The organism is Capnocytophaga canis, from assembly GCF_043187445.1.
Taxonomy (GTDB): Bacteria; Bacteroidota; Bacteroidia; order Flavobacteriales; family Flavobacteriaceae; genus Capnocytophaga; species Capnocytophaga canis.
On the sequence record NZ_CP171121.1, the window covers coordinates 114,881 to 137,563 of the forward strand.

A 22,683-nucleotide genomic window follows, 5' to 3' on the forward strand; every position below is an offset into this window, starting at 1 on the left:
ATGAAACTTATTTTTATTATTTTACTTTTTTCTTCTCCTCTATTCTCTCAGAGTAAATATGAAGGACATGTATTGGATGCTAAAACCAATGCCCCGATTTATGGGGTGTATATTTCCGTGAATGATAAGGTAGTAGCCTCTACCGATGACGATGGTTTTTTCAGTTTTGAAGGAGATGAAATCACTACCAACGACCGCATTTGTTTCAGTCATATTTCCTACAAAACACTATGCCTTTTTGGAAATGAAATTGGTCATCAATACCATTTGGAACTTGGAGTGAATGAACTAAGTGAAGTAAATATTTATCAGGGAGGCGAAAAAGTTTGGAATGTGTTGGAAAAAGTTAAGGACTTTGAAAAGAAAAAATCCTACTACGTAACTCCCGATTTTTGGGCAAAATCACATGGAACAGCCCGATTTTACAACAAAAAAGGTACGCTTGTGGGGTATTCTGAAATTGTAGGGCAAACTATGTTGCTTGGTGACGTGCGAAAAAATCCTTTTTGTATCGGTTTTAACATCCCACAGCAAATACGCCGTAGCCCCGAAAAAATGCTTTTAGAAACAGATAAAACGCTTAAAAACAATGGTATACTTTTTAAATCTCCTTTGTACTTCTATGGATTTTCCATGTTAAAATTAACACACCCGCTATTTGAAAAAAACACCTCTAAGTTTGTTTTTGAAAAGGTTGATGATGAGTATCTTACCGAAAATGCTCATACAATTTTGGAATACAAGCAAGTGAAAGAAATATCGACCATTATGGGAAAATGTTCTAACATGAGCGGAAAAATATGGTTAGATGAAAATAATAAAATATTCAAAGAAACCGCTTCATTTGATGAAGATAATGTCTCTCGGCATATTTTAACCGTTGAATATGTAATTATTGGGGAATATCACTACCCTTCCAAAATTTCATACCACCAATTTGCTTTGACAAGAGAAGTGATTAGTCAAAAAACACACATACAACTGACGCACATCACTCCTGTGAAAAATGAATATGACGGCAGACACGGCTTCTTAAGTGAAATGTATCTGTATCCATCGCTGAAATATGATTCCAAATTTTGGAAGAAATACCCCATTGAAAACACCACAACCTATGATGATTTAAATAAAATGGCTGAAGGCATGTCGTTAGATGCCTTTTTTAGGAAAGCAACTGATTCCCCCGAAAATTTATTCAACAAACAAGGCGAAAATTACAAATACATAATAGACAGAGTCATCCCTACTATGGAATATTTCAAAAAAATTAGAGATAGAGATATGAAATAATATAATACGATTTTAAAATGAGGAATTATCCTAAAGTAACTTCAAAAATCATTACTTTACTATCGTATTGGATTATTACCTTTGGATTGTATGTTTTGATACGCATCTTCATTTTTGACTTCCATAGCGTTTCTTCTGTGTCGATGTCCCCTACAATTCTTCCAGGAGATCATATTATCGTAAACAAATTAGTTTACGGAGCCCGACTTTATAATATTTTTGATATTACAGATGGGGAAAGAACAACAATTTATCGATTGAAAGGATTTCAAAAAATAAAACGAAATGACATTGTTGTTTTCAATATGCCGTATCCAAAAACAAGAGAGAAAATGGAAATGCAATTACATAAGTTCCTCATCAAACGATGTATCGCTTTACCAAAAGATACCCTTTACATAAGAAATGGAGTTTATCATATCAACAATGATTCAACTATTCGTGTAGGCTATCTAAAAATCCAAGATAAATTGGAGAAAATAAGAAACACGTTTAATCATAAGCTATTCCCAAAAGACAGTTTGATTGATTGGACAATTAAAGATTTTGGGGGATTATACATTCCACAAAAAGGAGATGTGCTAAAACTGAATAGAACCAATGCAATTCTTTATAAAAACATAATTGAGTGGGAAAAAAATAGACCTCTTATTTTTGAAAATAATATGTTATGGGAAGATAAACAACCTTTATCCACACATACTTTTGAACATAACTATTATTTCATGGTGGGGGATAACGCTTCTGAGTCAAGCGATTCACGCCATTGGGGACTAGTGCCAGAAGAGTTTATTACTGGCAAGGCGTGGATTATCTGGAAATCAAAAGATTTACACAGATCTCAATGGCGATATAGTCGATTTTTCAAACTTTTGAAATAAACTTCAAACCATAAATATTCAAAAAGTTTAAACTCTGTGCCTAAATTTTATTGACAACCCAAGCACTGTAAATATTTAATATTATCCTACAAATCCCTATCTTGGGCGTAATAATCGTACATCGCCACTTGCGAACGAACTTTTAAATCGTCATTTCGGCGGTAGGCATTATCTTGTTTTTGTGAGATAATACGTGCTTTCACATTGTCCGACCATCCAATTTCAAAGGTGTCCATCAATTCTTTTTTGATAGCAGCATCATAAATTGGGCAACCGACCTCCACTCGGTGGGAAATATTACGAGTCATAAAATCAGCCGAAGAAATATAAACCTTCGGATTGCCATTATTTCCAAAAATAAACAGACGAGGATGCTCCAAAAACCTGTCCACAATACTGATAACTTCAATGTTTTCGCTCATTCCTGGAACTCCTGGAATCAAACAACAAATACCACGAACAATCATCTGAATTTTAACCCCTGCCCTACTTGCTTCATAAAGTTTGTCAATCATTTTATAGCTGGTTAAACTATTCATTTTCAGCTTTATGAAGGCTTCTTTACCGTTCTTAGCATTGGTAATTTCTTGCTCAATGAGTTTAGTAAGTATTTTCTTTGTATAATGTGGTGACACAATCAAATGTTTATAGCGTTGGATGATATAATTCGTATCAAAGAAGTTAAACACTTTATTAACCTCCTTAAGAATATCTTGATTGGCGGTAAACAGGGTGTAATCGGTATAGATTCGTGCGGTAGATTCATTGAAATTTCCTGTACTGATGAATCCATATCGTTTGAGTTCCTTCCCTTCTTCACGTTCAATAACACATATTTTACTGTGGACTTTCAACCCTCGAACCCCAAAAATAAGTTTTACACCTTCCGCTTTTAACAATTCTGCATATTTTATGTTTGATTCCTCATCAAAACGAGCTTGTAGCTCAATTTGTACGGTTACTTTTTTACCATTCTTAACCGCATTTATTAATGAGTTCACCACTTGTGAATTTTTTGCCAAGCGATAAACGGTAATTTTTACGGATTTCACTTTGGGGTCCAAAGCCGCTTCTCGCAAAAACCAAACAATATTGGAAAAAGTATGATAAGGTGTGAATTGCAAATAATCTTTTTCGGCTATCTTTTTGAGCAAACTTTCTCCTGACGAAAGTCCTTTTACGGGCAGTGGCTGAATGGGCTCATATGTCAAATCATAGCGTCCCATACTTGGAAAATTCATATAGTCACGTCGGTTGTGATATCTTCCTCCTGGTATGATGCTATCAGTGTCCACAATATCCATCTTCTCAAACAGAAATGCCAAAGTATCCTTGTCTATTCCTTTATCATAAACGAAACGGACTGGCTCTCCACTGCGTCGCCCTTCTACACTTGACGAAATTTTTTCAACAAAACTTTTACTTAAATCATCATCAATATCAAGCTCTGCATCTCGGGTGATTTTAATCATATGTGCCGTAAGTGATTCATAACTGAAGATGTAAAAAATTTGATGCATACAAAAGCGTATGATGTCATCAATCATAATAATATAATGCTTTCCATCCACTTTAGGCAACTCCACAAAACGATCAATAGTAGTAGGTAACTCAATGAGTGCATACTGTATTTTCTCTTTATATGCTTTCGAAGAAAAGAATTTTTGAATACCTTTGGTTTGTCCCTCTTCTTTCAAAATCATTTTGATTGCTAAATACGCCACATCATCCTTCAACTCAGGAAACGCTTCCAGATCATTTAGAATGATAGTAAACAAAGCTGGACGCACTTTGGAAAGAAAATAACTAGTCACAAACTTCTCATGTTCAGGAAGTAGCGTTTTTTCATTCACAATAAAAATCTGTTCTTTTTCCAATTCTTTAGTTACTGAACCTATAATGTTCAGACTCTGTTCCTGCAATTGGATAACCTCTTTGGTGATTTCTTCAAGCAATTCTTTAGCGTGGATGTCACTACTATCGTTCATCACAATACGCTTAATCGTAGCATAACGCACTTTGAAAAATTCATCTAAATTATTTGAAAATATTCCTGCAAAACGCAAACGCTCCAATAGCGGAACGCTTTCATCTGCTGCCTCTTGCAACACTCTCTCGTTGAATTTCAACCAACTAAGTTCCCTGTTTATGTATTTATTCTTTGCCATATTGATGTAATAAGAAAAACTAAAGATGTCTTTTTTGTCAAAATCCGCACTGTAAAGTACACGATTAAATAGAAATCTTTTTTAACATTTAATCCACCTTTAAGAAGCGTTTCTCAACTGCTTTTAGTACAACTCTTTTTGGACTGCACTGCCACAAAATTACGAAAAAATATTTAACATTCATAGAATTCATTTCACAAAACAAAAAAAGAACCCGAATTTCAATCTTCTCGGAATTTTATTTATATTTGCGTGAAATTAGTGTACATGATGAAGAAAATAATATATATCTGTACGTTGCTTTTCAGCGTTTTAACTTCGGCTCAAGAGTTAAATGCTGTGGTAACGGTAAACACCCAACAGGTGAACCTCTCCAATAGAAATGTTTTCAAAACATTGGAAAAATCTTTGCATGAATTTATCAATAATACTACATGGACAAGCATAAAAACACATGATAATGAACGTATTAGATGCAATTTTACTTTCGTAATTACCAAGTATGAGAACAATCAGATGGAGGGAAGTTTGCTTGTGCAGTCATCTCGCCCTGTCTTCAATACGGCATATCAATCGCCCGTAGTTAATTTGCAAGACAAAGATGTATCTTTCAGTTATCAAGAGTTTGAAACACTGTCTTTTACCAATAATTCGTTTGAATCGAACTTAACCTCCATCGTGGCATATTATGCTTATTTAATCTTAGGTTTTGATGCCAATACATTCGTGGAATCAGGAGGACACCCCTATTTTGTACAAGCTCAAAGCGTTGTAACAAATGCTCAAAGTAGTGGCTATGCAGGTTGGACAGACAATGGGGATAACAATCGTTGGATGCTCATAAAAGAATTATTATCAGAGAATTACACAAATTATCATAAAATTTGGTACAACTATCATCGTTTGGGATTGGACATAATGAATATGGATGAGAAAAAAGCAAAAGAGGAAATGCAAAATGCGTTGCTACAAATTGAAAAAATCCCAAGCCTACGACTTAATTCCTACGCTGTGAACATACTATTTGGGGCAAAAACGGACGAAATTGTATCCATCTATTCAGGAGGAACCATGTTCAGCACCAAAACTTTGAAAGAATCACTGCTGAAAGTAGCTCCCTCACAGGCAATTAAATGGAATATGATTAAATAGTTGCAAATTCTGACTATCCAAAACGTAATTCATAATTTCAAATTCTCACGAAAAAAAATAAAAACATGCTAAAAGCACTATCTATAAAAAATTTCGCTTTAATTGATGATTTACACATCAATTTCCCTGAAGGGTTCATCATCATCACAGGAGAAACAGGAGCTGGGAAATCCATACTATTAGACGCACTTTCATTGGTGCTTGGGAAACGAGCCGACATGTCAGCACTCCGAAATAAAGAAGAAAAATGCGTTATTGAAGCCGAATTTTCATTAGAAAAATACAACTTTCTGACTCTTTTTAGTGACTTAGAAATTGACTACGAACCGCAAACCATCATCCGTAGAGAAATTCTATCCTCGAACAAATCAAGAGCGTTCATTAACGATTCACCCGTGACCTTAGATACTCTTAGCCGATTGGGAGAGGTGTTAGTCGACATACATTCGCAACATCAAACACTTTCTATTGGAAATTTAGATTTTCAGTTCGATATCATTGACGCTATTGCTGGTAACAAACACCTAATCTCGGAATATGTATCCCTGTGGGAAAAACTCAAAAAAAACCAGAAAAAACTTCAGGAACTCATTGATTTCCAAAAGAATGCAAATAAAGAATACGACTATAATTTTCATCTACTAAAAGAATTAAAATCCGCTCCTCTGCAAAAAGGTATCCAAGAGGAATTGGAAGAAACCTATGAAGAGGCATCTAATAGCGAGGAAATAAAAGAATATATAAAAGAAAGTTTGCAGTTGTTGAGCGACGAAAATGTAGGTATCGTAAACCAACTGCGTGAATTAAAACGTGTTTTCACAAAACTCACCGACTACAAACAACAGTATCGCGATATTTTCGAACGCATTGAATCAGCCTTCATTGAATTGGATGACTTACAAAATGAGGTCTTTGACATCGACGAAAACATCGAAACTGACCCAGAAACTTTGGAAAAAGTATCACAGCAATTACACTTGATTTACGACCTACAAAAAAAGCACAAGGTCTCAACTGTGGATGAACTTATTGCCATTCAAACCCAATTGGAAGAAGCCGTTTCCCAAACTGAAAACATAGAAAGTTCAATTGAAGAACAACGTAATATTGTTGAAAATCAACAAATTGAAACTATCGAAAAGGCATCGGAACTGCACGAAACACGCAAAAAGGTCATTCCAGAATTAGATACCAAACTAACTAATTTCATGCATGAACTTGGGATGCCAAATGCACGTTTTCAGATAGAGTTACAGTCCACACAAACGTATCAAAACAACGGAATGGATCAGCTAACTTTTTTATTTTCAGCTAATAAAGGTGGAAATTTTGGAACTTTAAAAAAAGTAGCTTCTGGCGGAGAATTGTCGCGAATTATGCTTGCGGTGAAAGCTATTATGGCAGAACATACAGCATTACCAACCATTATGTTTGACGAAATTGATACAGGCGTTTCAGGCGAAATATCTCTAAAAATGGGGGAAATAATGAAAAATATGAGTAAAAATCGACAAGTTTTTGCCATAACACACCTGCCACAAGTAGCTGCCAAAGGTCATTATCATTTTAAAGTTTTTAAGGAAGATATTGAAGGAAAAACTACCACTCAACTAAAACAACTTTCAGAAAATGAGAGAATTATTGAACTTTCGGAAATGTTAGAAGGAAAAAACAGTGGTGAATCGGCAAAAAATCATGCAATAGAATTACTAAAAAAAGGTTAATAACATATTAAAAATCAGAACTCTATGGAACTATTTAATTCAATGGACATATTCCTAAAAACATTTTGGTATATCGCTATTCCAACATCAGTTATCTTTTTAATCCAAACAGTAATGACTTTCATCGGTATGGGAAGCTCAGATGGCATTGATGCGGACTTTGATGGAGATTTTGAAGGAGAAGATACCCCATTCCAGTTATTTTCATTCCGAAATTTGATTAACTTTCTCTTAGGTTTCAGCTGGACTGGAATTTCATTTTACCAACTTATTGAAAATAAGATTCTTCTAACTTTATTAGGAGTCGTTATCGGCTGTCTATTCATTTACCTATTCTTTTTGGTCATAAGAGCATTAATGAAACTCACCGAAGATAACTCATTTAAAATCAATGAAATAATAAACAAAACTGCAGAGGTTTATTTAACCATTCCACCTCATAAATCGGGCAAAGGGAAAATAACTCTCAGCGTAAAAGGTTCATTCCGAGAGCTTGAAGCAATGACTGACGGTGATAAGATTCCGTCAAATTCTATCGTAAAAATCGTTGGAATCGAAAACACTGTGGCCATTGTGGAAAAAGTCTAAAAGTGCTAAAACATGTAAAAAGGAAAAATACGATAATTAACCGATAAATGGCGATTTGTCCTATTTTTCAACGATATAACTTAATAAAATTAACTTTTTTAAAACAATCACTTAAATTAGTTACATGACTGAGAACACCAAAAATATGCAATCACAAAAACAAGTCAATCTACAGTCCTACAAAGAGTTAAAACGCTCAAAACTTGATAATAGTGTTCATTATAACATCATCAAGTATACAAAAAAATATATGGATGACTACTACCTTGATGGGATTATCGGACTGATTCCTGTGGTTGGAGATTTTTTTACTCAGTTCTTTAGTTTTTCATTTTTGTATGTATCAATATTCAAAATTCGATCTTATCGATTAACAGTCGCTATTCTTTTCAACTCTCTTTTGGACGTGTTGATTGGGCTTATTCCCTATTTGGGTATGGTATTAGATTTTGTTCATCGTTCGCACAAAGAAAATTTCGATTTAGTCATCGGCTTTGTGAACGATGACAAAGAAATCATCAAAAAAGTAAACCGTCGTGCCTTGTGGACAACTATTGGCGTAATTGTGCTTATTGTACTAATTATCATAATGATTGGCTTTGTGCTATCTCTTGTTAAGGATTTATTCGACCAGATTTTTGGGTAGCTAAAAAGGTTGCCAAATTGCTTTGACAACCTTTTGATTTGTTTAATATATATAACTATTGCTCTGCCATGAATGGGATAAAAATTATTCCCATTCAATGGTTGCAGGTGGTTTTGAGCTAATGTCATACACTACTCGGTTGACGCCTTTCACCTTATTGATAATTGCATTTGATATTTTTTGTAGGAAAGTGTACGGCAAATCAACCCAATCAGCGGTCATTCCGTCTACACTTTCTACAGCACGCAAAGCAACAACCTTTTCGTACGTACGCTCATCTCCCATAACACCTACGCTATTGATTGGCAACAAGATGGCTCCTGCTTGCCATACTTTATCATAGAGATTATGTTCTTTGAGACCGTTGATAAAAATGGCATCTACTTCTTGTAAAATTTGCACTTTTTCAGCGGTAACATCCCCCAAAATACGAATCGCCAATCCTGGACCAGGGAACGGATGTCTGCCTAACAATTCCTCATCAATACCTAAGGTTTTCCCCACACGGCGTACCTCATCTTTGAAGAGCATACGCAAAGGCTCTACTACTTTTAATTTCATAAAATCAGGCAATCCTCCTACATTGTGATGTGATTTTATGGTCGCTGAAGGACCTTTCACCGATAACGATTCAATAACATCAGGGTAAATCGTCCCCTGCCCTAACCATTTCGCATCTTCAATTTTATGTGACTCATCATCAAACACTTCGATGAAAACACGCCCTATGGTTTTTCTCTTGTCTTCAGGGTCTGACTTTCCTGCCAAAGCAGTCAAAAAACGTTCTGAGGCATCTACTCCTTTTACATTTAATCCCATCCCTTCATATTGTTTCAGAACATTCTCAAACTCGTTTTTACGAAGTAACCCATTATTTACAAAAATACAATGAAGTTGATTTCCGATAGCTTTGTTAAGCAGTACTGCTGCCACAGTTGAATCAACGCCTCCTGAAAGCCCTAAAACCACTTTTTCATCACCAACTTGCTCTTTAAGAGACTGTATGGTCATTTCCACGAAATTATCTGGTGTCCATGTTGGAGTAATTTTTGCTATTTTCGTAAGGAAATTTTCTAACAATTTTTTTCCATCAATTGAATGTGATACTTCAGGGTGAAACTGAATAGCATAGGTTTGTTCCCCATCAATCCGATAAGCAGCATTAACCACATCATTAGTACTCGCCAAACACACACCTCGAGTAGGCAATTCTTTAATTGTATCACTGTGACTCATCCACACCTGGCTATCTATTGCAATACCGTCAAATAAGGGTTCATTTTCCTTAATGAACGAAAGATTTGCACGTCCATATTCACGAATATTTGACGGAGCTACGTTTCCTCCATTGAAATGAGCCAAATATTGAGCTCCGTAACAAACAGCTAATAACGGTTTTTTACCTTTGATTTTTGACAAATCGGGTAATAATGCGTCTTCACTTCGCACCGAATAAGGTGACCCTGAAAGAATTACCGCTGAAAAATCATCTAAATTTTCAGGTAAATGATTAAATGGATGTAACTCACAAAAAAAATTCAGTTCACGTACTCTACGAGCAATCAACTGAGTGTACTGCGAACCGAAATCTAAAATTAAAACACTGTTATTCATTGATTTATGTAATGTATAGTCTAAAAAATAATCCGAATCTCAGGCAGAATTACAAAAAAATGTAAATCGCCGAATATTATGGGTAATAAATGCAAAAAAGACCGCCTGAAAAGTTAATCTCCGTGCTATCCTATCATTCCGATTAAAGGGAGGAACCCTATGAACCTTATGAATAAAGGTTTCCAAGAAATTAAAGATGGCAAAATGGTGTAAGACAAAACTTTTCGGACAGCCCTCTAAATAAAAAGTGCAACAAAAAATTATTTAAAAAATGAATGTGAAACCACGTCTCTACGTTCGTCATTTCTTTTGTTGTATTTTCTCAATTGCCCCAACCAATAGAACAGGAACACAAACCCAATGAGGATAAATGTCCAAGTCATAAAATTGGCTCCCCACCAACTTTCAAGTTCCAACGTACGCAAAAAATCCAATGGAGCAAACAGAATTTCCTCAAAAAAATATTGGATAGCTTCAAAAAATGCTTTCATATACAGATATGTTTTTTTAAGTATAACTAATTCGGTACAAATATATTAATTCTTTTTTGATAAATAAACTTTTTCATCTTTTTTTAATGGATTCTTATGGTAAAAATAGACAGGTTCGGCATTTGAAACAGCTGTTATTAAAAACATATCTCCTTGATAATAAGAAGATAATATCATTGCTTCCCAATCTGATTTTTCGACAACTTCAATTTCATATGGCTTGAGTAACAAAACGTTATTTTCTCTGCTATATCGAGTAACGTCTCCGAAAAGTGATGCTGTGTAAAAATCCTTATTTTGGCGATAAACATCTAACAAATTTCCGAACATTATTGAAATTCCATCTTTCATTATAAGTACTTTATCAGCAAAAGCAAGAGCCTCACGGCTATCGTGCGTAGCAACAATACAGCTGATATTTTTATCTTTTAAATAAGCAAATAACGTCCGTTGTAGTTTATTACGGCGAAAAGTGTCGATTTGGCTGAAAGGCTCATCAAGTATCAGCAATTCAGGTTCTTGTGCCAAAGCCATCGCCAAACCAATGCGCTGCTTTTCACCTCCGCTGAGCAAATGTGCCTTTCTGTCCGAAAAACGTTCCATTTCCACAAGCGAAAGTAACTCGCTTACACGTTGTTTTTTATAATCTAAATCAATGTTAGACAAGAATTTACCAATATTCTCTGCCACAGTATGATACGGACTCAAACCAAAATCCTGTGCCAAATACTTCATTTTTTCATAGCCGGGAACCAACTGACGCGAAGGTCCTACAACTTTTTTACCGTTGAAAAAAATGGTTCCCTCCGGCAGGTCGAATAATCCGTAAATGGCTTTCAGTAAGGTACTTTTACCGCAGCCACTCTCACCCATAATCGACAAATGTTCACCTTGTTTGAGCTGAAAAGAAATGTTACGAAAGCCCGCATCGGAGCCATCGTGTGTGTATGATATGTTATTAACTTCGAGCATCGTTTAAAAAAAGGCAAATATATAGGAAATAACTAAAACCACAATACTAACACATAATCAAACATTTACGAAATTAATTTTAGCTCAAATGAAAATTATTTTGAAAAAAGTTGTTGAAAAATTTTTTCTATCAAAAATTTGTTTCTACATTTGTAGTGTAAAATCTAAAATTGTAGAATATGAAAAAATTATCAAATACAGAAGAGCAGCTTATGGAGTATTTATGGCAGAAGCAAACCGCTTATATGAAGGATTTGATAGAGGCTTATCCTGACCCAAAGCCAGCAAATACAACCATCGCCACGCTCCTTAAACGAATGATTGACAAGGAGATGGTAGGATATCATCAGCGAGGAAACTCACGCGAGTACTATCCGAAAGTTTCTAAAAGTGCTTATTTTTCGCGAAAAATGAAAACCATTATCAGTGATTATTTCGGAAATTCAGCCTTTCAGTTTGCTTCCTTTTTTGCTAAGGAAATTTCAATGACTCCCGAGCAATGGGAAGAATTAAAAAAGATAGTAGATTCAAACCTTAAAAAGGAATAAAATGATACCGTATCTTATCAAAACGCTATTATGTGGTATGTGTTTTTACACATTGTATCACTTGTTGCTATCGCGAGAAAAAATGCTGATATTCAATCGGTTTTTCTTGCTTTTAGCTTTGATAGCTTCGTTTGTTTTTCCGCTGATTACCATTGAAATGCCTTTTCAACCCGTATTTGAAAAAACATTCGAGCAAACAGTCGTTACACAAGAAGTTAACAATTCCTCGATTTACGTAAATCCAACAACAGAGCAATTTATTACAGAAAATAACAACTTTACAAGTTTGATTATCATGTGTTTATATGGAGTGATTACGTTTCTGATGTTATTTCGATTCTTACGTAACTTACTTAAAATCTTCAATAAAATCAAAAAACATCCTAAACAACCTTATCAAGGAGCTTATTTGGTGATTTTGGAAGAAGAATGTGCACCTCATTCGTTTTGGAATTACATTTTTATCAATAAAAAAGACGCCTATGAACAAAAAGTTTTATTACACGAACTGACCCACATTCGGCAAAAACATTCTTTGGATTTACTTTTTGTCGAGTTTTTGAAAATCGTGTTTTGGTTTCACCCTGTGGTGCATTTGTTTGGGAAAGCTATCCGAATCAATCACGAGTTTTTAGCCGATGCTTGTGTGGTTTCTAAACACACAAATATTGCAGAATATCAAATGCTTATACTCAAAAGAGCTGCTTCTGCAAATGTCCCATTTTATAATTATTTCAATTTTTACAACACCAAAAAACGTCTGATTATGTTACAAACAAAAGTAAATCATTTTCGTAATTTATGTAAAATGGCGTTGCTTATCCCAACAAGTGTTCTATTCCTTGTGGTTTTTGCCGAAAAAAGCTACGCCCAAGAAGCGGAAAAACAAAAAGAGGTTTCTCCCTTACAAGTATCTACTAAATATAAAATAATAAAAGTGCAAGGGGTAGGTCTTCCTAACGGAAAAGGAGAAAAAACGACTGTTGTTTTGACAGATGAAGCAGGTAATGAAATTGTGGAGCAAATTACCAATAAATCAGAAAGAGAGGCTTTTACGAAGAAGTATGGTTTACAATTGCCGCCTCCGCCACCACCTCCGCCATCTGCTATCAGAGTAAAAAAAGCTGTTGAAACACCTCCGCCACCAGCTCCTTCAATACCTACTAAAAAAGCGAGCTATATGGAGTTGCCAGTTCCGCCACCTCCTCCAGTACCCGTCAAAGAAAAGTAATGAAATTTACTATAATGACTATTGATGCTTCGACTCCGCTCAGCAAGACAAACTCCGTGTCAGTCTGAGCGAAGTCGAAGACTTTTATATCGGTGATTTTAAATTCAAAATGATATAGCTTTATTTTTCTGTGAAAACATTAACAAAAAAGCAAGTCTTTTAAAACTTGCTTTTTTTATTGTAAAGTCATTTTATAAACTTTAAGCTATCATAAAATACACTTCTATAAGCAGATTCAACCCAATTAAAGTGTAAATAATTGTCATAACACCTATACCAAGACTAATGAAACCTTTAGTTTTTCGTTTTTTAGTCAGTAAAAAGTAGGATTCCGCCATCAAATACAAAGAAGAAATACCGCTCCACAGAAAAAGACATAAAAACAAAAACTTTTCCATTTTAACGCCATCCATTTTTGAAAAGACATATCTTATGATGAAAAACACCAAAAAGAAACCTAAAAAACGAACAAGAAAATGTATTATGTTTGATTTCATCTGTTCCTCTTAAAAAGAACTTTTAAACTGCTCTAAAAAACGGACATCGTTCTCATAAAACATACGAATATCTCCAATTTGATAAAGCAACATCGCTATACGTTCTACTCCCATTCCGAAAGCAAAACCGCTGTACTCTTCACTATTTATATTGCAGTTTTTCAATACATTAGGGTCAACCATTCCACAACCCATAATTTCGAGCCAACCCGTTCCTTTGGTGATACGATAATCAATTTCATTATTCAAGCCCCAATAAATATCCACTTCCGCAGAAGGCTCTGTAAACGGAAAATACGACGGACGCAAACGAATTTTTGACTTTCCGAACATTTCTTTAGTGAAATAAAGCAATGTTTGCTTCAAATCAGCAAAAGATACGTCTTTGTCAATGTAAAGTCCTTCTACCTGATGGAACAAACAATGCGAACGTGCCGAAATAGCTTCATTTCTGAATACACGTCCTGGAGAAATGGTACGAATTGGCGGTTGGTGGCTTTCCATATACCGAACCTGTACCGAACTAGTATGCGTACGGAGCAAAATATCAGGATTGGTTTGAATGAAAAACGTATCTTGCATATCACGAGCAGGGTGATATTCAGGTAAATTCAATGCCGTGAAATTATGCCAATCGTCTTCAATTTCAGGTCCTTCGGAAACGTTAAACCCAATGTTAGAAAAAATTTCAATAATTTGATTCTTCACTAATGAAATTGGATGACGTGCCCCGATTTGAATTGGAGTAGCGGGACGGGACAAATCGCCGTAAACACCTTGGCTTTCGTTTTGTTGTTCCAAATTGTCATGCAGAGCCTGTACTTTGGATTCTACCTTGGATTTAAGTTCATTTAGAATTTGTCCGAATGATTTTTTCTCTTCATTAGGAACATTTTTAAACACTGCAAAAAAGTCATTTAAAACACCTTTTTTTCCTAAATACTGGATACGAAATTGTTCTACCTCTTCCTTTGTTGCTCCAACAAAGGCTTCCACTTGAGCGATATGCTCTTTAATTTTATCAATCATTATCCGTTAAGATTTTCTCTCTGTTAGGTGGCAAAAGTAATGTTTTTTTACCAAATTCGAAAATAGTCATATAGAAATTTTACTTCGACAGATTCTATTTGCAAAGGCTCTTGATAAACCATATTGGTAACACTTGAGAACTGATCGTCATTTAAAGTAGCAGTCAGTCAATCTTTACAAATGAACCTACAATAAAAATATTTTCATTCGTTTGTTTTTAATAAGCATCATCTCATCAGTAATTCAAAATATTAATTATCAAATAAATACATAATTTAATACAGGTACATAAACAAATTCACTTATATATTTCAATATCATTTTGTACATTTGCAGGAAGTTAAAATTTACACAAAACTTATTTCAAAATTTATTCAATATCTTAATCTGATTGTAAATGAAAAACATCACCTACATAGGTTACTTGTCATTTTTACTATTAAGTTGCCAAAGTTCGAACGTAATCGGTCGTTACTCAGAGGAACAAGTTGTTTTATTAGAACTTGAAAATACAAAAATTATTACCCCAAAAACAGAAACTATCAAGAAAATAGACTTAAATCCTTTTCTTGGGAAAAAACAATTTGAGTTTGGAAACTTAGTAAACGAAGTAAAAATTATCCCGTTGGAAACCAATAACAAAAGTCTGGTTGACGGTATTTATAAAATCATAACTACGGAGGAATATATTTATATAATGGATAATTTCAAAGACGGAGGGATTCTGATTTTTGATAGAAATGGAAAATTCATAAAACGATTTTCTCACGGACAAGGGCCTGGAGAACTTTCCCGATTGTACGATATTGATTACGATTTTAAAAATGATGAATTAGTAGCCTATCAACATTCTTTTTTGTTGTTTTTTGATAAAGTGGGAAATTTTCTTCGGCAGAAGAGACTCCCTTTAGGGTTTAACAATTTAGTAGTAACTGATGATGGTTATATTTTTAAAACCCTTTCAAAACGAGGAGATCCTCATTTAGAGGATAAAAGAGATTACACCTTATTGCTAGCGAGTAAAAATTTTAAATTGAATTTTGTTGCCCTTCCTGAACGAAAAAAAATAAAGGCTCTATCGGCTTACACTTATCTTTATAAAAATGGCGATTTAATCAGTTTAACAGGGCAAATGACTGATACCATCTACAAATATAACTCCAAAACAAATGAATTAACCTCCGAATTTGTGTTAAATTACGATAAAAAAGTCCCTCGTAAGTATCTTTATGGAGAAACTTTTGAAACGTTTACAAAAGCTACCCGAAATAACGACTACTATTTTAACATAGGAGAATACTTTGAAACTTTTTCGCAAAATGTTTTCTTTTTACATAATAACTATACTGAACTGAAAACCGTTGTATATCGTGATAAAAAAACGGGAAATATGGTGGGAGGTAATAACGCTAATCTTAAACCAAAAGAAATCCCTCCAATAGCTTTTCCCAAAGCCGTGTACAAGGATTATTTTGTTTCTACTTACATTCCAAGTTCAGAAGATTATGAAATCTTAAAAGATAGTAAAACCATCTCAGCAGAAGACAAAGAAAAAATAAAACATTCAAAAGATGATGACAATCCCGTGTTGGTATATTTTAAATTGGAAGAGTTTTAGTTTTTCCTTATTGAGAAGTTTGTTTATAATACTTATCTTCGTTAAACATAATATTTAACTGTTTAGAAAAAGAATCTTTTTAAAATAAACGCCGTATGAAACAAATATGCTTTTTAGTTTGTGTACTTCTTTTTAATAGTTGTCAAAACACACCTGAAAAAACTCGCTATACCCAAGAACAAATAGCTTCCCTACAATTGGAAGAAACAAAAATATTGACCCCTAAAATGGACTCTATCAAGAAAATAGACTTAAATCCTTTTCTTGGAAAAAAACACTTTGAGTTTGGAAATTTAGTAAGCGACGTAAAAATTATCCCGTTGGAAACCAATAACAAAAGTTTAATTGGTGGTATTTATAAAATCATAACTACGGAGGAATATATTTATATAATGGATAAATTCAAAGGTAGGAATATCATCATTTTTGACAAAAGCGGAAAATTTATAAAACGATTTTCTCACGGACAAGGGCCTGGAGAGCTTTCCCGATTGTACGATGTTGATTACGATTTTAAAAATGATGAATTAGTAGCCTTTCAACATTCTTTTCTGTTGTTTTTTGACAAACAAGGGAAGTTTCTTAGACAGGAACGACTCCCTTTAGGGTTTAACAATCTAATAGTAACTGATGATGGTTATATTTTTAAAACCTTATCACAACAGGGAGGAAACACACATTTGGAAGAGAAAGAAAAATACACATTATTAGTAACGGATAAAAAATTTGAGTTGAATTTTGTTTCCTTACCTGTAAACCAAGAAACAAGAGCTCTTTCCGCTTACACTTACTTACATAAAAATGATAATTTGTTTAAAATTACAGGTGAATTTACAGATTCTATCTACAGTTATGAACCAAAAACAAACAAATTAACAACAGAATTTGTATTAGATTACGATAGAAAATTACCTCTAAAATATGTTTACGGGAAAACATTCGAAGAGTTTGACCGCATCACTCAAAATAACAACTATTACTTCAATATAGGCGACTATTTTGAAACTTTTTCCCAAAATATTTTCTTTTTAGAAAATTATTATATAGGATCACAAACTGTCATTTACAGGGATAAAAAAACAGGAAATATGGTCGGAGGTACTGATGCTAATTATGATCCAAAAGAAATTCCTCCGATTGCTTTTCCGAAAGCGGTGTATAAGGATTATTTTGTGTCCACATACATTCCTGGTTCCAAAGACTATGATTTTTTTAAAGATAGTAAAATCATCTCAGCAGAAGATAAAGAAAAAATAAAACTATTAGAAGATGACGACAATCCCGTGTTGGTATACTTTAAATTGAGAGAGTTTTAGGATATGGAAAACAAATTTCTACAATTGTTTTTAACTTGGAAAAATAGTACTCGTTTAATTATTTAGATAAAATTGTATTAGTCGCCAGAGAATTAAAAAACAAACCCTAAATACAGACTTAAAACGCTGTATTTAGGGTTAATCATAAAATTTTTGATAGGAAACTTTAAGCGTATTTCATAACAAAAACTAAACAAGTAAGAGTCATAAAAACTTCAATAAAACCTTAATCAAGTAATGATTTCTAATTAGGCCTTATGTGTCTAATGCTTAAAATGGCGTATTCCTGTGAAAACCATTGCCATTTGGTGACTATTGCAATAATCAATACTCAACTGGTCTTTAATCGACCCTCCAGGCTGAATAACATCTGTAATTCCTGCTTTATTAGCAATTTCGACACAATCAGGAAAAGGGAAAAAAGCATCACTCGCCATTACAGCTCCGTTTAAATCGAATTTAAATTGCTTCGCTTTTTCTATGGCCTGCATCAAAGCATCCACTCTACTTGTTTGTCCAGTACCACTTGCCAACAACTGTTTATTTTTTGCCAAAACAATGGTATTTGATTTGGTATGCTTACATATTTTTGAAGCGAAGAACAAATCTTCCAACGCTCCATCTGTTGGTCTCTGTTCAGTTGCGTATTTCACATCAGCCAAACTATCTGTACTAAGGTCCTTATCTTGTACCAAATAGCCGTTCAAACACGAGCGAACAGAAGTTTCTGGCAGTGTTATATCTTTCTGCACTAATATAATACGATTTTTTTTCTGTTCCAAAATTTCCAAAGCATCATCGCTATAAGAAGGAGCAATGATCACCTCAAAAAACAACGAATTCATGTCATTTGCTGTTGCAGAATCTATTTTGGTGTTTGAAATCAATATGCCTCCAAACGCCGACACTGGGTCACCTGCCAAAGCTGCCGCGTATGCCTCTTGAATGCTTTTACGAGTAGCAACACCACAAGCATTGTTATGCTTCAAAATAGCAAAAGTAGGATCCTCATGTTTGAATTCCAAAATCAGATTCACAGCTGCATCTACATCTAATAAATTATTGTAAGACAATTCTTTACCATGTAACTTTTCGAATAAAGCATCAAAATCACCATAGAAAAATCCTTTCTGATGTGGGTTTTCGCCGTAGCGAAGTACCTGCCCTTGATTTTCACTGATTTTAAGTACAGGAATTTCTTCTGTTTGGTTGAAATAATTGAAAATAGCTGTGTCGTAATGAGAAGATACCTGGAAAGCCTTTGCTGCAAAATTTTTGCGTTGCTCCAAGGTGGTGGCTCCGTGTGAGTTTAGTAAAATATCCAATAAGTCAGGATACTGCTCCACCGAAGCTACACATAATACGTCTTTAAAATTTTTAGCTGCCGCACGAATCAGAGAAATACCTCCAATATCTATCTTTTCAATAATATCACTTTCAATTGCACCACTAGCAACGGTTTTTTCAAATGGATACAAATCTACAATAACAATATCTATTTGAGGAATTGCATACTGAATCATCTCAGCAACATCACTGTCATTATCCTGACGATTAAGAATACCGCCAAAAATCTTAGGGTGTAGTGTTTTTACTCTTCCTCCAAAAATCGAAGGGTAATCCGTTACTGTTTCCACGGGAATCACCTCTACGCCTAAATTTCTGATGAAAGATTCTGTACCACCAGTTGAATACATAGTTATCCCTAAACTATTCATTTTATGAATAATAGGTTCTAATCCTGTTTTGTCGAAAACAGAAATCAAAGCAGATTTAGCTTGTTTTGTGGGTTTCATTAAAAAAAATGTCTTATATTTGGGTGCAAAAATAGTATTTTTACACAAGATAATAAAGCATCTCTATCAAAAAATTATGTTTATATACCTACAGCTACTAAAAGAAAGTTTCCGTTTTGCAACCAAGTCATTACGAGATAATAAGCTACGTACTTTTTTATCTTTATTAGGTGTTAGTGTTGGAATATTTCTGATTATTTTAGTACTTTCAGCGGTGGATTCATTAAATCGAAACATTCAAGAAAATCTTGCAGGATTGGATAAAAACTCTATGTATGTATCGAAGTTTTCATTTGGCCCTACAGATGTTCCTCGTTGGCAACGGCTTAATTTTCCACAGGTTACATATCAGGAGTATGAGTTTTTAAAAAAAGATATTCCCAATGTGGAAGCCATGTCTTATGCAATTTTTGGAGTAAGTTCTTCCATAAAATACGAAGGAAAAACCATTGAAAATGTTCCTGCAAGAGCAGATACTTCGGAAATATCAGAAATTGAAGATATTAAAGTTGAGAAAGGACGATTGATGACTGAATCCGAATCAAGAGTAGGAGCTCCGGTTATCGTTTTGGGACATCAGATAGCCCAACAACTTTTTGAAAACGAAGATCCTATAGGAAAAGAAGTTCGTTATTTAAGCAAAAAGATGGTGGTTATTGGCGTTTTGAAAAAATACGGCTCAGTGAGTGATAATGACGAAAAAGTATTTTTGCTTTCTACTTTTGTTAGAAGTTTTATGAACACAGGCACACAAGGGGTTCCCAGCGGAATTGCCATAAAACCTAAAAAAGGAGTTAATATGCAAGAATTTGAAGATATTCTTGTACAGCGTTTTAGAAAATACAGGGGCTTGAAACCCGAAGAAATCAATAATTTTTTTCTGAATAAAATGTCCTCTTTTACAGATATGATTGACCAAACTATAGGCATGATGAATTTGGTAGGGTGGATTGTTGGTGGATTTTCGATTTTGGTGGGTGGTTTCGGAATTGCTAATATAATGTTTGTAAGCGTTCGAGAAAGAACAAGCCTTATCGGGATACAAAAATCGTTGGGAGCTAAAAAGCATTTCATTCTGTTTCAGTTTTTGTTTGAAGCTGTACTTTTAGCATTGATTGGAGGTTTTTTAGGATTGCTTTTTGTATGGCTTGGAACGATTCTCGCTTCTCAACTAACCGATGAACTCACTTTTGTGTTATCAGTTCAAAATGTAATTATTGGTTTGGGGGTGTCGTTTCTTGTCGGACTGATTTCAGGAATAATTCCCGCGTTGAATGCCTCGCAGTTGAACCCTGTGGAAGCTATCAGAACAGGAATGTAAGTCACTGAATAAAAGTAATTTAAAATGGATAGAAAGCATCTTCGATATAATTGATACTGCATCCAGTTTGGTTCTTTACTATTGAAATGATATCAAATTGCACTTCCGTATCCAAATCGTTTTTTAAAACATACTGATTTGCTGCTTTAACCACTAAGTTAATTTTCGATTTGTTGACAAAACTCTCTGGTTCTCCATAGGCAACGGAGGTTCTGGCTTTAACCTCTGTTATATGTAAAATATTGTTTTTTAAAGATATAATATCTATTTCAGCGTGAGCATAAATGAAATTCTGAGCCAAAATGGTGTGTCCGTTTTCGATGAGAAAATCAACCGCTATTTGCTCGGCTTCCTTTCCAAAATCATTGTGTTGTGCCATAGTTATTTTTGATCTTTTGGTAAGGTTCTCTGAATCATTCGTTTAGAAATAATATTAAATCTCCATAGTAGCCATACAGCAGCAACAGTTAGTCCGAAAAGTAAACCTATCCAAATCCCCATGGTACCTAACTCAGTCTTCAGTCCTAAGTAGTAGCATACAGGAAAACTCAATATCCAGTAGGCAACAAAAGTAATATACATAGGCACTTTTACATCTTGTAGTCCTCGCAATGCCCCCAAAGCGGTCACTTGTAATCCGTCAGAAATTTGAAAAATAGCTGCAATCAGCAAGAGCTTAGCCGCCTCACCGATAACGAAAGCATTCTCCGTTAATTTTTCTAAATTATCCATCTCTAAATATAAGGTCGGCAACCAAGTTCTAAAAACAGTTAACAATAATGCAAAAAAGGATTGAGTGAACAGTACCAATACGAATACGGATAAACCTATGCGACGTAAATTAAAAAAATCCTTAGTGCCTAATTGATTTCCGACACGTATCATGGCCGTTACTCCCAAACCGTTAGCAACCATAAAAGTCATTGATGCTAAATTTAACGCTATTTGATTGGCTGAAAGCTCTTTCTCTCCCAAGATACCACTCATCCAAATAGCAGCCGTAAAAATGCCTACCTCAAAAATCATTTGTAACCCAGAAGGAATCCCTATGTTGATTATTTTCTTTATATTTTTTCTATCAAACGTATTCCACTGTAAACCAACAACATACTCTTTTGTCTGTTTTATCTTTTTTAACATCCACCAAAGTAATATGGGCATTAAAAATCGTGAAACAAGTGTCCCAACTCCTGCTCCTATAACTCCTAAGGCAGGCATCCCAAGTTTTCCATAAATGAATATATAATTGAAAATTATATTAATAATATTACCTATAAGAGTGACATACATGGCATATTTAGTCAGGGACAGACCATCAGCAAATTGCTTGTATGCCATAAAAAATCCAAGTGGAATAAGAGAAAAAGCCACCAAAAAAGTGTAAGGAACAGCAAGTTTAACCACATTCTCAGGTTGTCCTGTTAAATACATCAAAGGCTCAGCGAAAAACAAGAGTAAAAATAGGAAAAAACACAAAACACTATTGAGTAAAATACCGTGTTTTAGAGTCGATTTTACTTCCTCTTTATCACCTTCCCCATCAGCTTTCGCAACTAAGGGCGTAAGTGCTGTGGAGAAACCTATCCCAAAAGACATAGCAATGAAAATAGCACTATTTCCCAATGCCACTGCAGCCAACTCTGTAACGCCCACTTTACCGACCATTACATTGTCGATAAATCCAACAAAAACGTGCCCTAACATCCCTAATATAACAGGGTAAGCAATGATTAAATTCTGTTTAAATTCTTTTGTGTAGTTCGAAAGTTTATGGAATATCACAATCTCTATTTTTTTAACA

General features: G+C 34.4%; 19 protein-coding genes. 11 read left to right on the top strand and 8 right to left on the bottom strand.

Going from position 1 to position 22,683, the window contains the following annotated elements:
• Positions 1-1,290: a hypothetical protein gene (locus tag ACF3OB_RS00500; protein WP_392447872.1), complete on the top strand. Its 1,290-nt coding sequence runs from the start codon at positions 1-3 to the stop codon at positions 1,288-1,290.
• A gap of 17 nt (positions 1,291-1,307) precedes the next feature.
• The gene (gene lepB, locus ACF3OB_RS00505) at positions 1,308-2,171 is read left to right on the top strand and encodes a signal peptidase I (protein ID WP_392447874.1); all 864 of its coding nucleotides are present in this window, start codon (positions 1,308-1,310) and stop codon (positions 2,169-2,171) included.
• Positions 2,172-2,257: 86 nt separating this feature from the next.
• Here lepB and ppk1 read toward each other — a convergent pair whose 3' ends face one another.
• Positions 2,258-4,339 (bottom strand): polyphosphate kinase 1, encoded by a 2,082-nt coding sequence (gene ppk1, locus ACF3OB_RS00510; protein WP_095893091.1) that lies wholly within the window; start codon positions 4,337-4,339, stop codon positions 2,258-2,260.
• Positions 4,340-4,609: 270 nt separating this feature from the next.
• Between ppk1 and ACF3OB_RS00515 the strand changes: the two genes are divergently transcribed.
• The 4 genes from ACF3OB_RS00515 (at position 4,610) to ACF3OB_RS00530 (ending at position 8,449) form a co-directional block, all read left to right on the top strand.
• On the top strand, positions 4,610-5,491 hold the full coding sequence (locus ACF3OB_RS00515) for a DUF4835 family protein (RefSeq protein ID WP_392447877.1): 882 nt from the start codon (positions 4,610-4,612) through the stop codon (positions 5,489-5,491).
• A 65-nt stretch (positions 5,492-5,556) separates the two neighbouring features.
• Positions 5,557-7,215, top strand: coding sequence for a DNA repair protein RecN (recN, locus tag ACF3OB_RS00520; protein ID WP_172919514.1), 1,659 nt, complete (start codon positions 5,557-5,559; stop codon positions 7,213-7,215).
• Positions 7,216-7,239: 24 nt separating this feature from the next.
• Positions 7,240-7,803 carry an NfeD family protein gene (locus ACF3OB_RS00525; RefSeq protein ID WP_042010335.1) on the top strand — a complete coding sequence of 188 codons (564 nt, stop codon included), beginning with the start codon at positions 7,240-7,242 and terminating at the stop codon, positions 7,801-7,803.
• Between the two features lie 145 nt (positions 7,804-7,948).
• Positions 7,949-8,449, top strand: coding sequence for a DUF4112 domain-containing protein (locus tag ACF3OB_RS00530; protein WP_392447878.1), 501 nt, complete (start codon positions 7,949-7,951; stop codon positions 8,447-8,449).
• Between the two features lie 84 nt (positions 8,450-8,533).
• On the opposite strand, the gene guaA is transcribed toward ACF3OB_RS00530, so the two are convergent.
• The 3 genes from guaA to ACF3OB_RS00545 form a co-directional block, all read right to left on the bottom strand.
• Positions 8,534-10,063 carry a glutamine-hydrolyzing GMP synthase gene (gene guaA, locus ACF3OB_RS00535; protein WP_042010330.1) on the bottom strand — a complete coding sequence of 510 codons (1,530 nt, stop codon included), beginning with the start codon at positions 10,061-10,063 and terminating at the stop codon, positions 8,534-8,536.
• 260 nt (positions 10,064-10,323) lie between these two features.
• Positions 10,324-10,554: a DUF6341 family protein gene (locus tag ACF3OB_RS00540; RefSeq protein ID WP_042010327.1), complete on the bottom strand. Its 231-nt coding sequence runs from the start codon at positions 10,552-10,554 to the stop codon at positions 10,324-10,326.
• Positions 10,555-10,599: 45 nt separating this feature from the next.
• Positions 10,600-11,526, bottom strand: coding sequence for an ABC transporter ATP-binding protein (locus ACF3OB_RS00545; RefSeq protein ID WP_392447880.1), 927 nt, complete (start codon positions 11,524-11,526; stop codon positions 10,600-10,602).
• Positions 11,527-11,705: 179 nt separating this feature from the next.
• On the opposite strand from ACF3OB_RS00545, the gene ACF3OB_RS00550 reads away from it, so the two are divergent.
• Both ACF3OB_RS00550 and ACF3OB_RS00555 read left to right on the top strand, forming a co-directional pair.
• A complete protein-coding gene (locus ACF3OB_RS00550; protein ID WP_095896040.1) occupies positions 11,706-12,074 on the top strand; it encodes a BlaI/MecI/CopY family transcriptional regulator in 369 nt (122 codons plus the stop codon).
• 37 nt (positions 12,075-12,111) lie between these two features.
• On the top strand, positions 12,112-13,305 hold the full coding sequence (locus ACF3OB_RS00555) for a M56 family metallopeptidase (protein WP_392447882.1): 1,194 nt from the start codon (positions 12,112-12,114) through the stop codon (positions 13,303-13,305).
• Between the two features lie 506 nt (positions 13,306-13,811).
• On the opposite strand, the gene pheS is transcribed toward ACF3OB_RS00555, so the two are convergent.
• Positions 13,812-14,831 carry a phenylalanine--tRNA ligase subunit alpha gene (pheS, locus tag ACF3OB_RS00560; protein WP_172914327.1) on the bottom strand — a complete coding sequence of 340 codons (1,020 nt, stop codon included), beginning with the start codon at positions 14,829-14,831 and terminating at the stop codon, positions 13,812-13,814.
• A gap of 397 nt (positions 14,832-15,228) precedes the next feature.
• Between pheS and ACF3OB_RS00565 the strand changes: the two genes are divergently transcribed.
• Positions 15,229-16,449 carry a 6-bladed beta-propeller gene (locus ACF3OB_RS00565; protein ID WP_095911575.1) on the top strand — a complete coding sequence of 407 codons (1,221 nt, stop codon included), beginning with the start codon at positions 15,229-15,231 and terminating at the stop codon, positions 16,447-16,449.
• A 95-nt stretch (positions 16,450-16,544) separates the two neighbouring features.
• A complete protein-coding gene (locus tag ACF3OB_RS00570; protein WP_392447884.1) occupies positions 16,545-17,765 on the top strand; it encodes a 6-bladed beta-propeller in 1,221 nt (406 codons plus the stop codon).
• Between the two features lie 263 nt (positions 17,766-18,028).
• Here the strand turns inward: ACF3OB_RS00570 and purH are convergent, their stop codons facing one another.
• Positions 18,029-19,561 (bottom strand): bifunctional phosphoribosylaminoimidazolecarboxamide formyltransferase/IMP cyclohydrolase, encoded by a 1,533-nt coding sequence (purH, locus tag ACF3OB_RS00575; protein ID WP_042005533.1) that lies wholly within the window; start codon positions 19,559-19,561, stop codon positions 18,029-18,031.
• Positions 19,562-19,637: 76 nt separating this feature from the next.
• Here purH and ACF3OB_RS00580 point away from each other — a divergent pair, with 76 nt between their 5' ends.
• Positions 19,638-20,882: an ABC transporter permease gene (locus ACF3OB_RS00580; protein ID WP_042005541.1), complete on the top strand. Its 1,245-nt coding sequence runs from the start codon at positions 19,638-19,640 to the stop codon at positions 20,880-20,882.
• Positions 20,883-20,901: 19 nt separating this feature from the next.
• On the opposite strand, the gene ACF3OB_RS00585 is transcribed toward ACF3OB_RS00580, so the two are convergent.
• Together ACF3OB_RS00585 and ACF3OB_RS00590 are read right to left on the bottom strand one after the other, a co-directional pair.
• Positions 20,902-21,261, bottom strand: a complete 360-nt coding sequence (locus ACF3OB_RS00585; RefSeq protein ID WP_042005531.1) for a YraN family protein — start codon at positions 21,259-21,261, stop codon at positions 20,902-20,904.
• Between the two features lie 2 nt (positions 21,262-21,263).
• Positions 21,264-22,664, bottom strand: coding sequence for an MATE family efflux transporter (locus tag ACF3OB_RS00590; RefSeq protein ID WP_042005539.1), 1,401 nt, complete (start codon positions 22,662-22,664; stop codon positions 21,264-21,266).
• Positions 22,665-22,683 lie beyond the last annotated feature (19 nt).

Coding starts and splice junctions, on each gene's coding strand:
- ACF3OB_RS00500 (WP_392447872.1), top strand. CDS start 1: ATGAAACTTATTTTTATTATTTTACTTTTTTCTTCTCCTCTATTCTCT.
- lepB (WP_392447874.1), top strand. CDS start 1,308: ATGAGGAATTATCCTAAAGTAACTTCAAAAATCATTACTTTACTATCG.
- ppk1 (WP_095893091.1), bottom strand. CDS start 4,339: ATGGCAAAGAATAAATACATAAACAGGGAACTTAGTTGGTTGAAATTC.
- ACF3OB_RS00515 (WP_392447877.1), top strand. CDS start 4,610: ATGAAGAAAATAATATATATCTGTACGTTGCTTTTCAGCGTTTTAACT.
- recN (WP_172919514.1), top strand. CDS start 5,557: ATGCTAAAAGCACTATCTATAAAAAATTTCGCTTTAATTGATGATTTA.
- ACF3OB_RS00525 (WP_042010335.1), top strand. CDS start 7,240: ATGGAACTATTTAATTCAATGGACATATTCCTAAAAACATTTTGGTAT.
- ACF3OB_RS00530 (WP_392447878.1), top strand. CDS start 7,949: ATGCAATCACAAAAACAAGTCAATCTACAGTCCTACAAAGAGTTAAAA.
- guaA (WP_042010330.1), bottom strand. CDS start 10,063: ATGAATAACAGTGTTTTAATTTTAGATTTCGGTTCGCAGTACACTCAG.
- ACF3OB_RS00540 (WP_042010327.1), bottom strand. CDS start 10,554: ATGAAAGCATTTTTTGAAGCTATCCAATATTTTTTTGAGGAAATTCTG.
- ACF3OB_RS00545 (WP_392447880.1), bottom strand. CDS start 11,526: ATGCTCGAAGTTAATAACATATCATACACACACGATGGCTCCGATGCG.
- ACF3OB_RS00550 (WP_095896040.1), top strand. CDS start 11,706: ATGAAAAAATTATCAAATACAGAAGAGCAGCTTATGGAGTATTTATGG.
- ACF3OB_RS00555 (WP_392447882.1), top strand. CDS start 12,112: ATGTGTTTTTACACATTGTATCACTTGTTGCTATCGCGAGAAAAAATG.
- pheS (WP_172914327.1), bottom strand. CDS start 14,831: ATGATTGATAAAATTAAAGAGCATATCGCTCAAGTGGAAGCCTTTGTT.
- ACF3OB_RS00565 (WP_095911575.1), top strand. CDS start 15,229: ATGAAAAACATCACCTACATAGGTTACTTGTCATTTTTACTATTAAGT.
- ACF3OB_RS00570 (WP_392447884.1), top strand. CDS start 16,545: ATGAAACAAATATGCTTTTTAGTTTGTGTACTTCTTTTTAATAGTTGT.
- purH (WP_042005533.1), bottom strand. CDS start 19,561: ATGAAACCCACAAAACAAGCTAAATCTGCTTTGATTTCTGTTTTCGAC.
- ACF3OB_RS00580 (WP_042005541.1), top strand. CDS start 19,638: ATGTTTATATACCTACAGCTACTAAAAGAAAGTTTCCGTTTTGCAACC.
- ACF3OB_RS00585 (WP_042005531.1), bottom strand. CDS start 21,261: ATGGCACAACACAATGATTTTGGAAAGGAAGCCGAGCAAATAGCGGTT.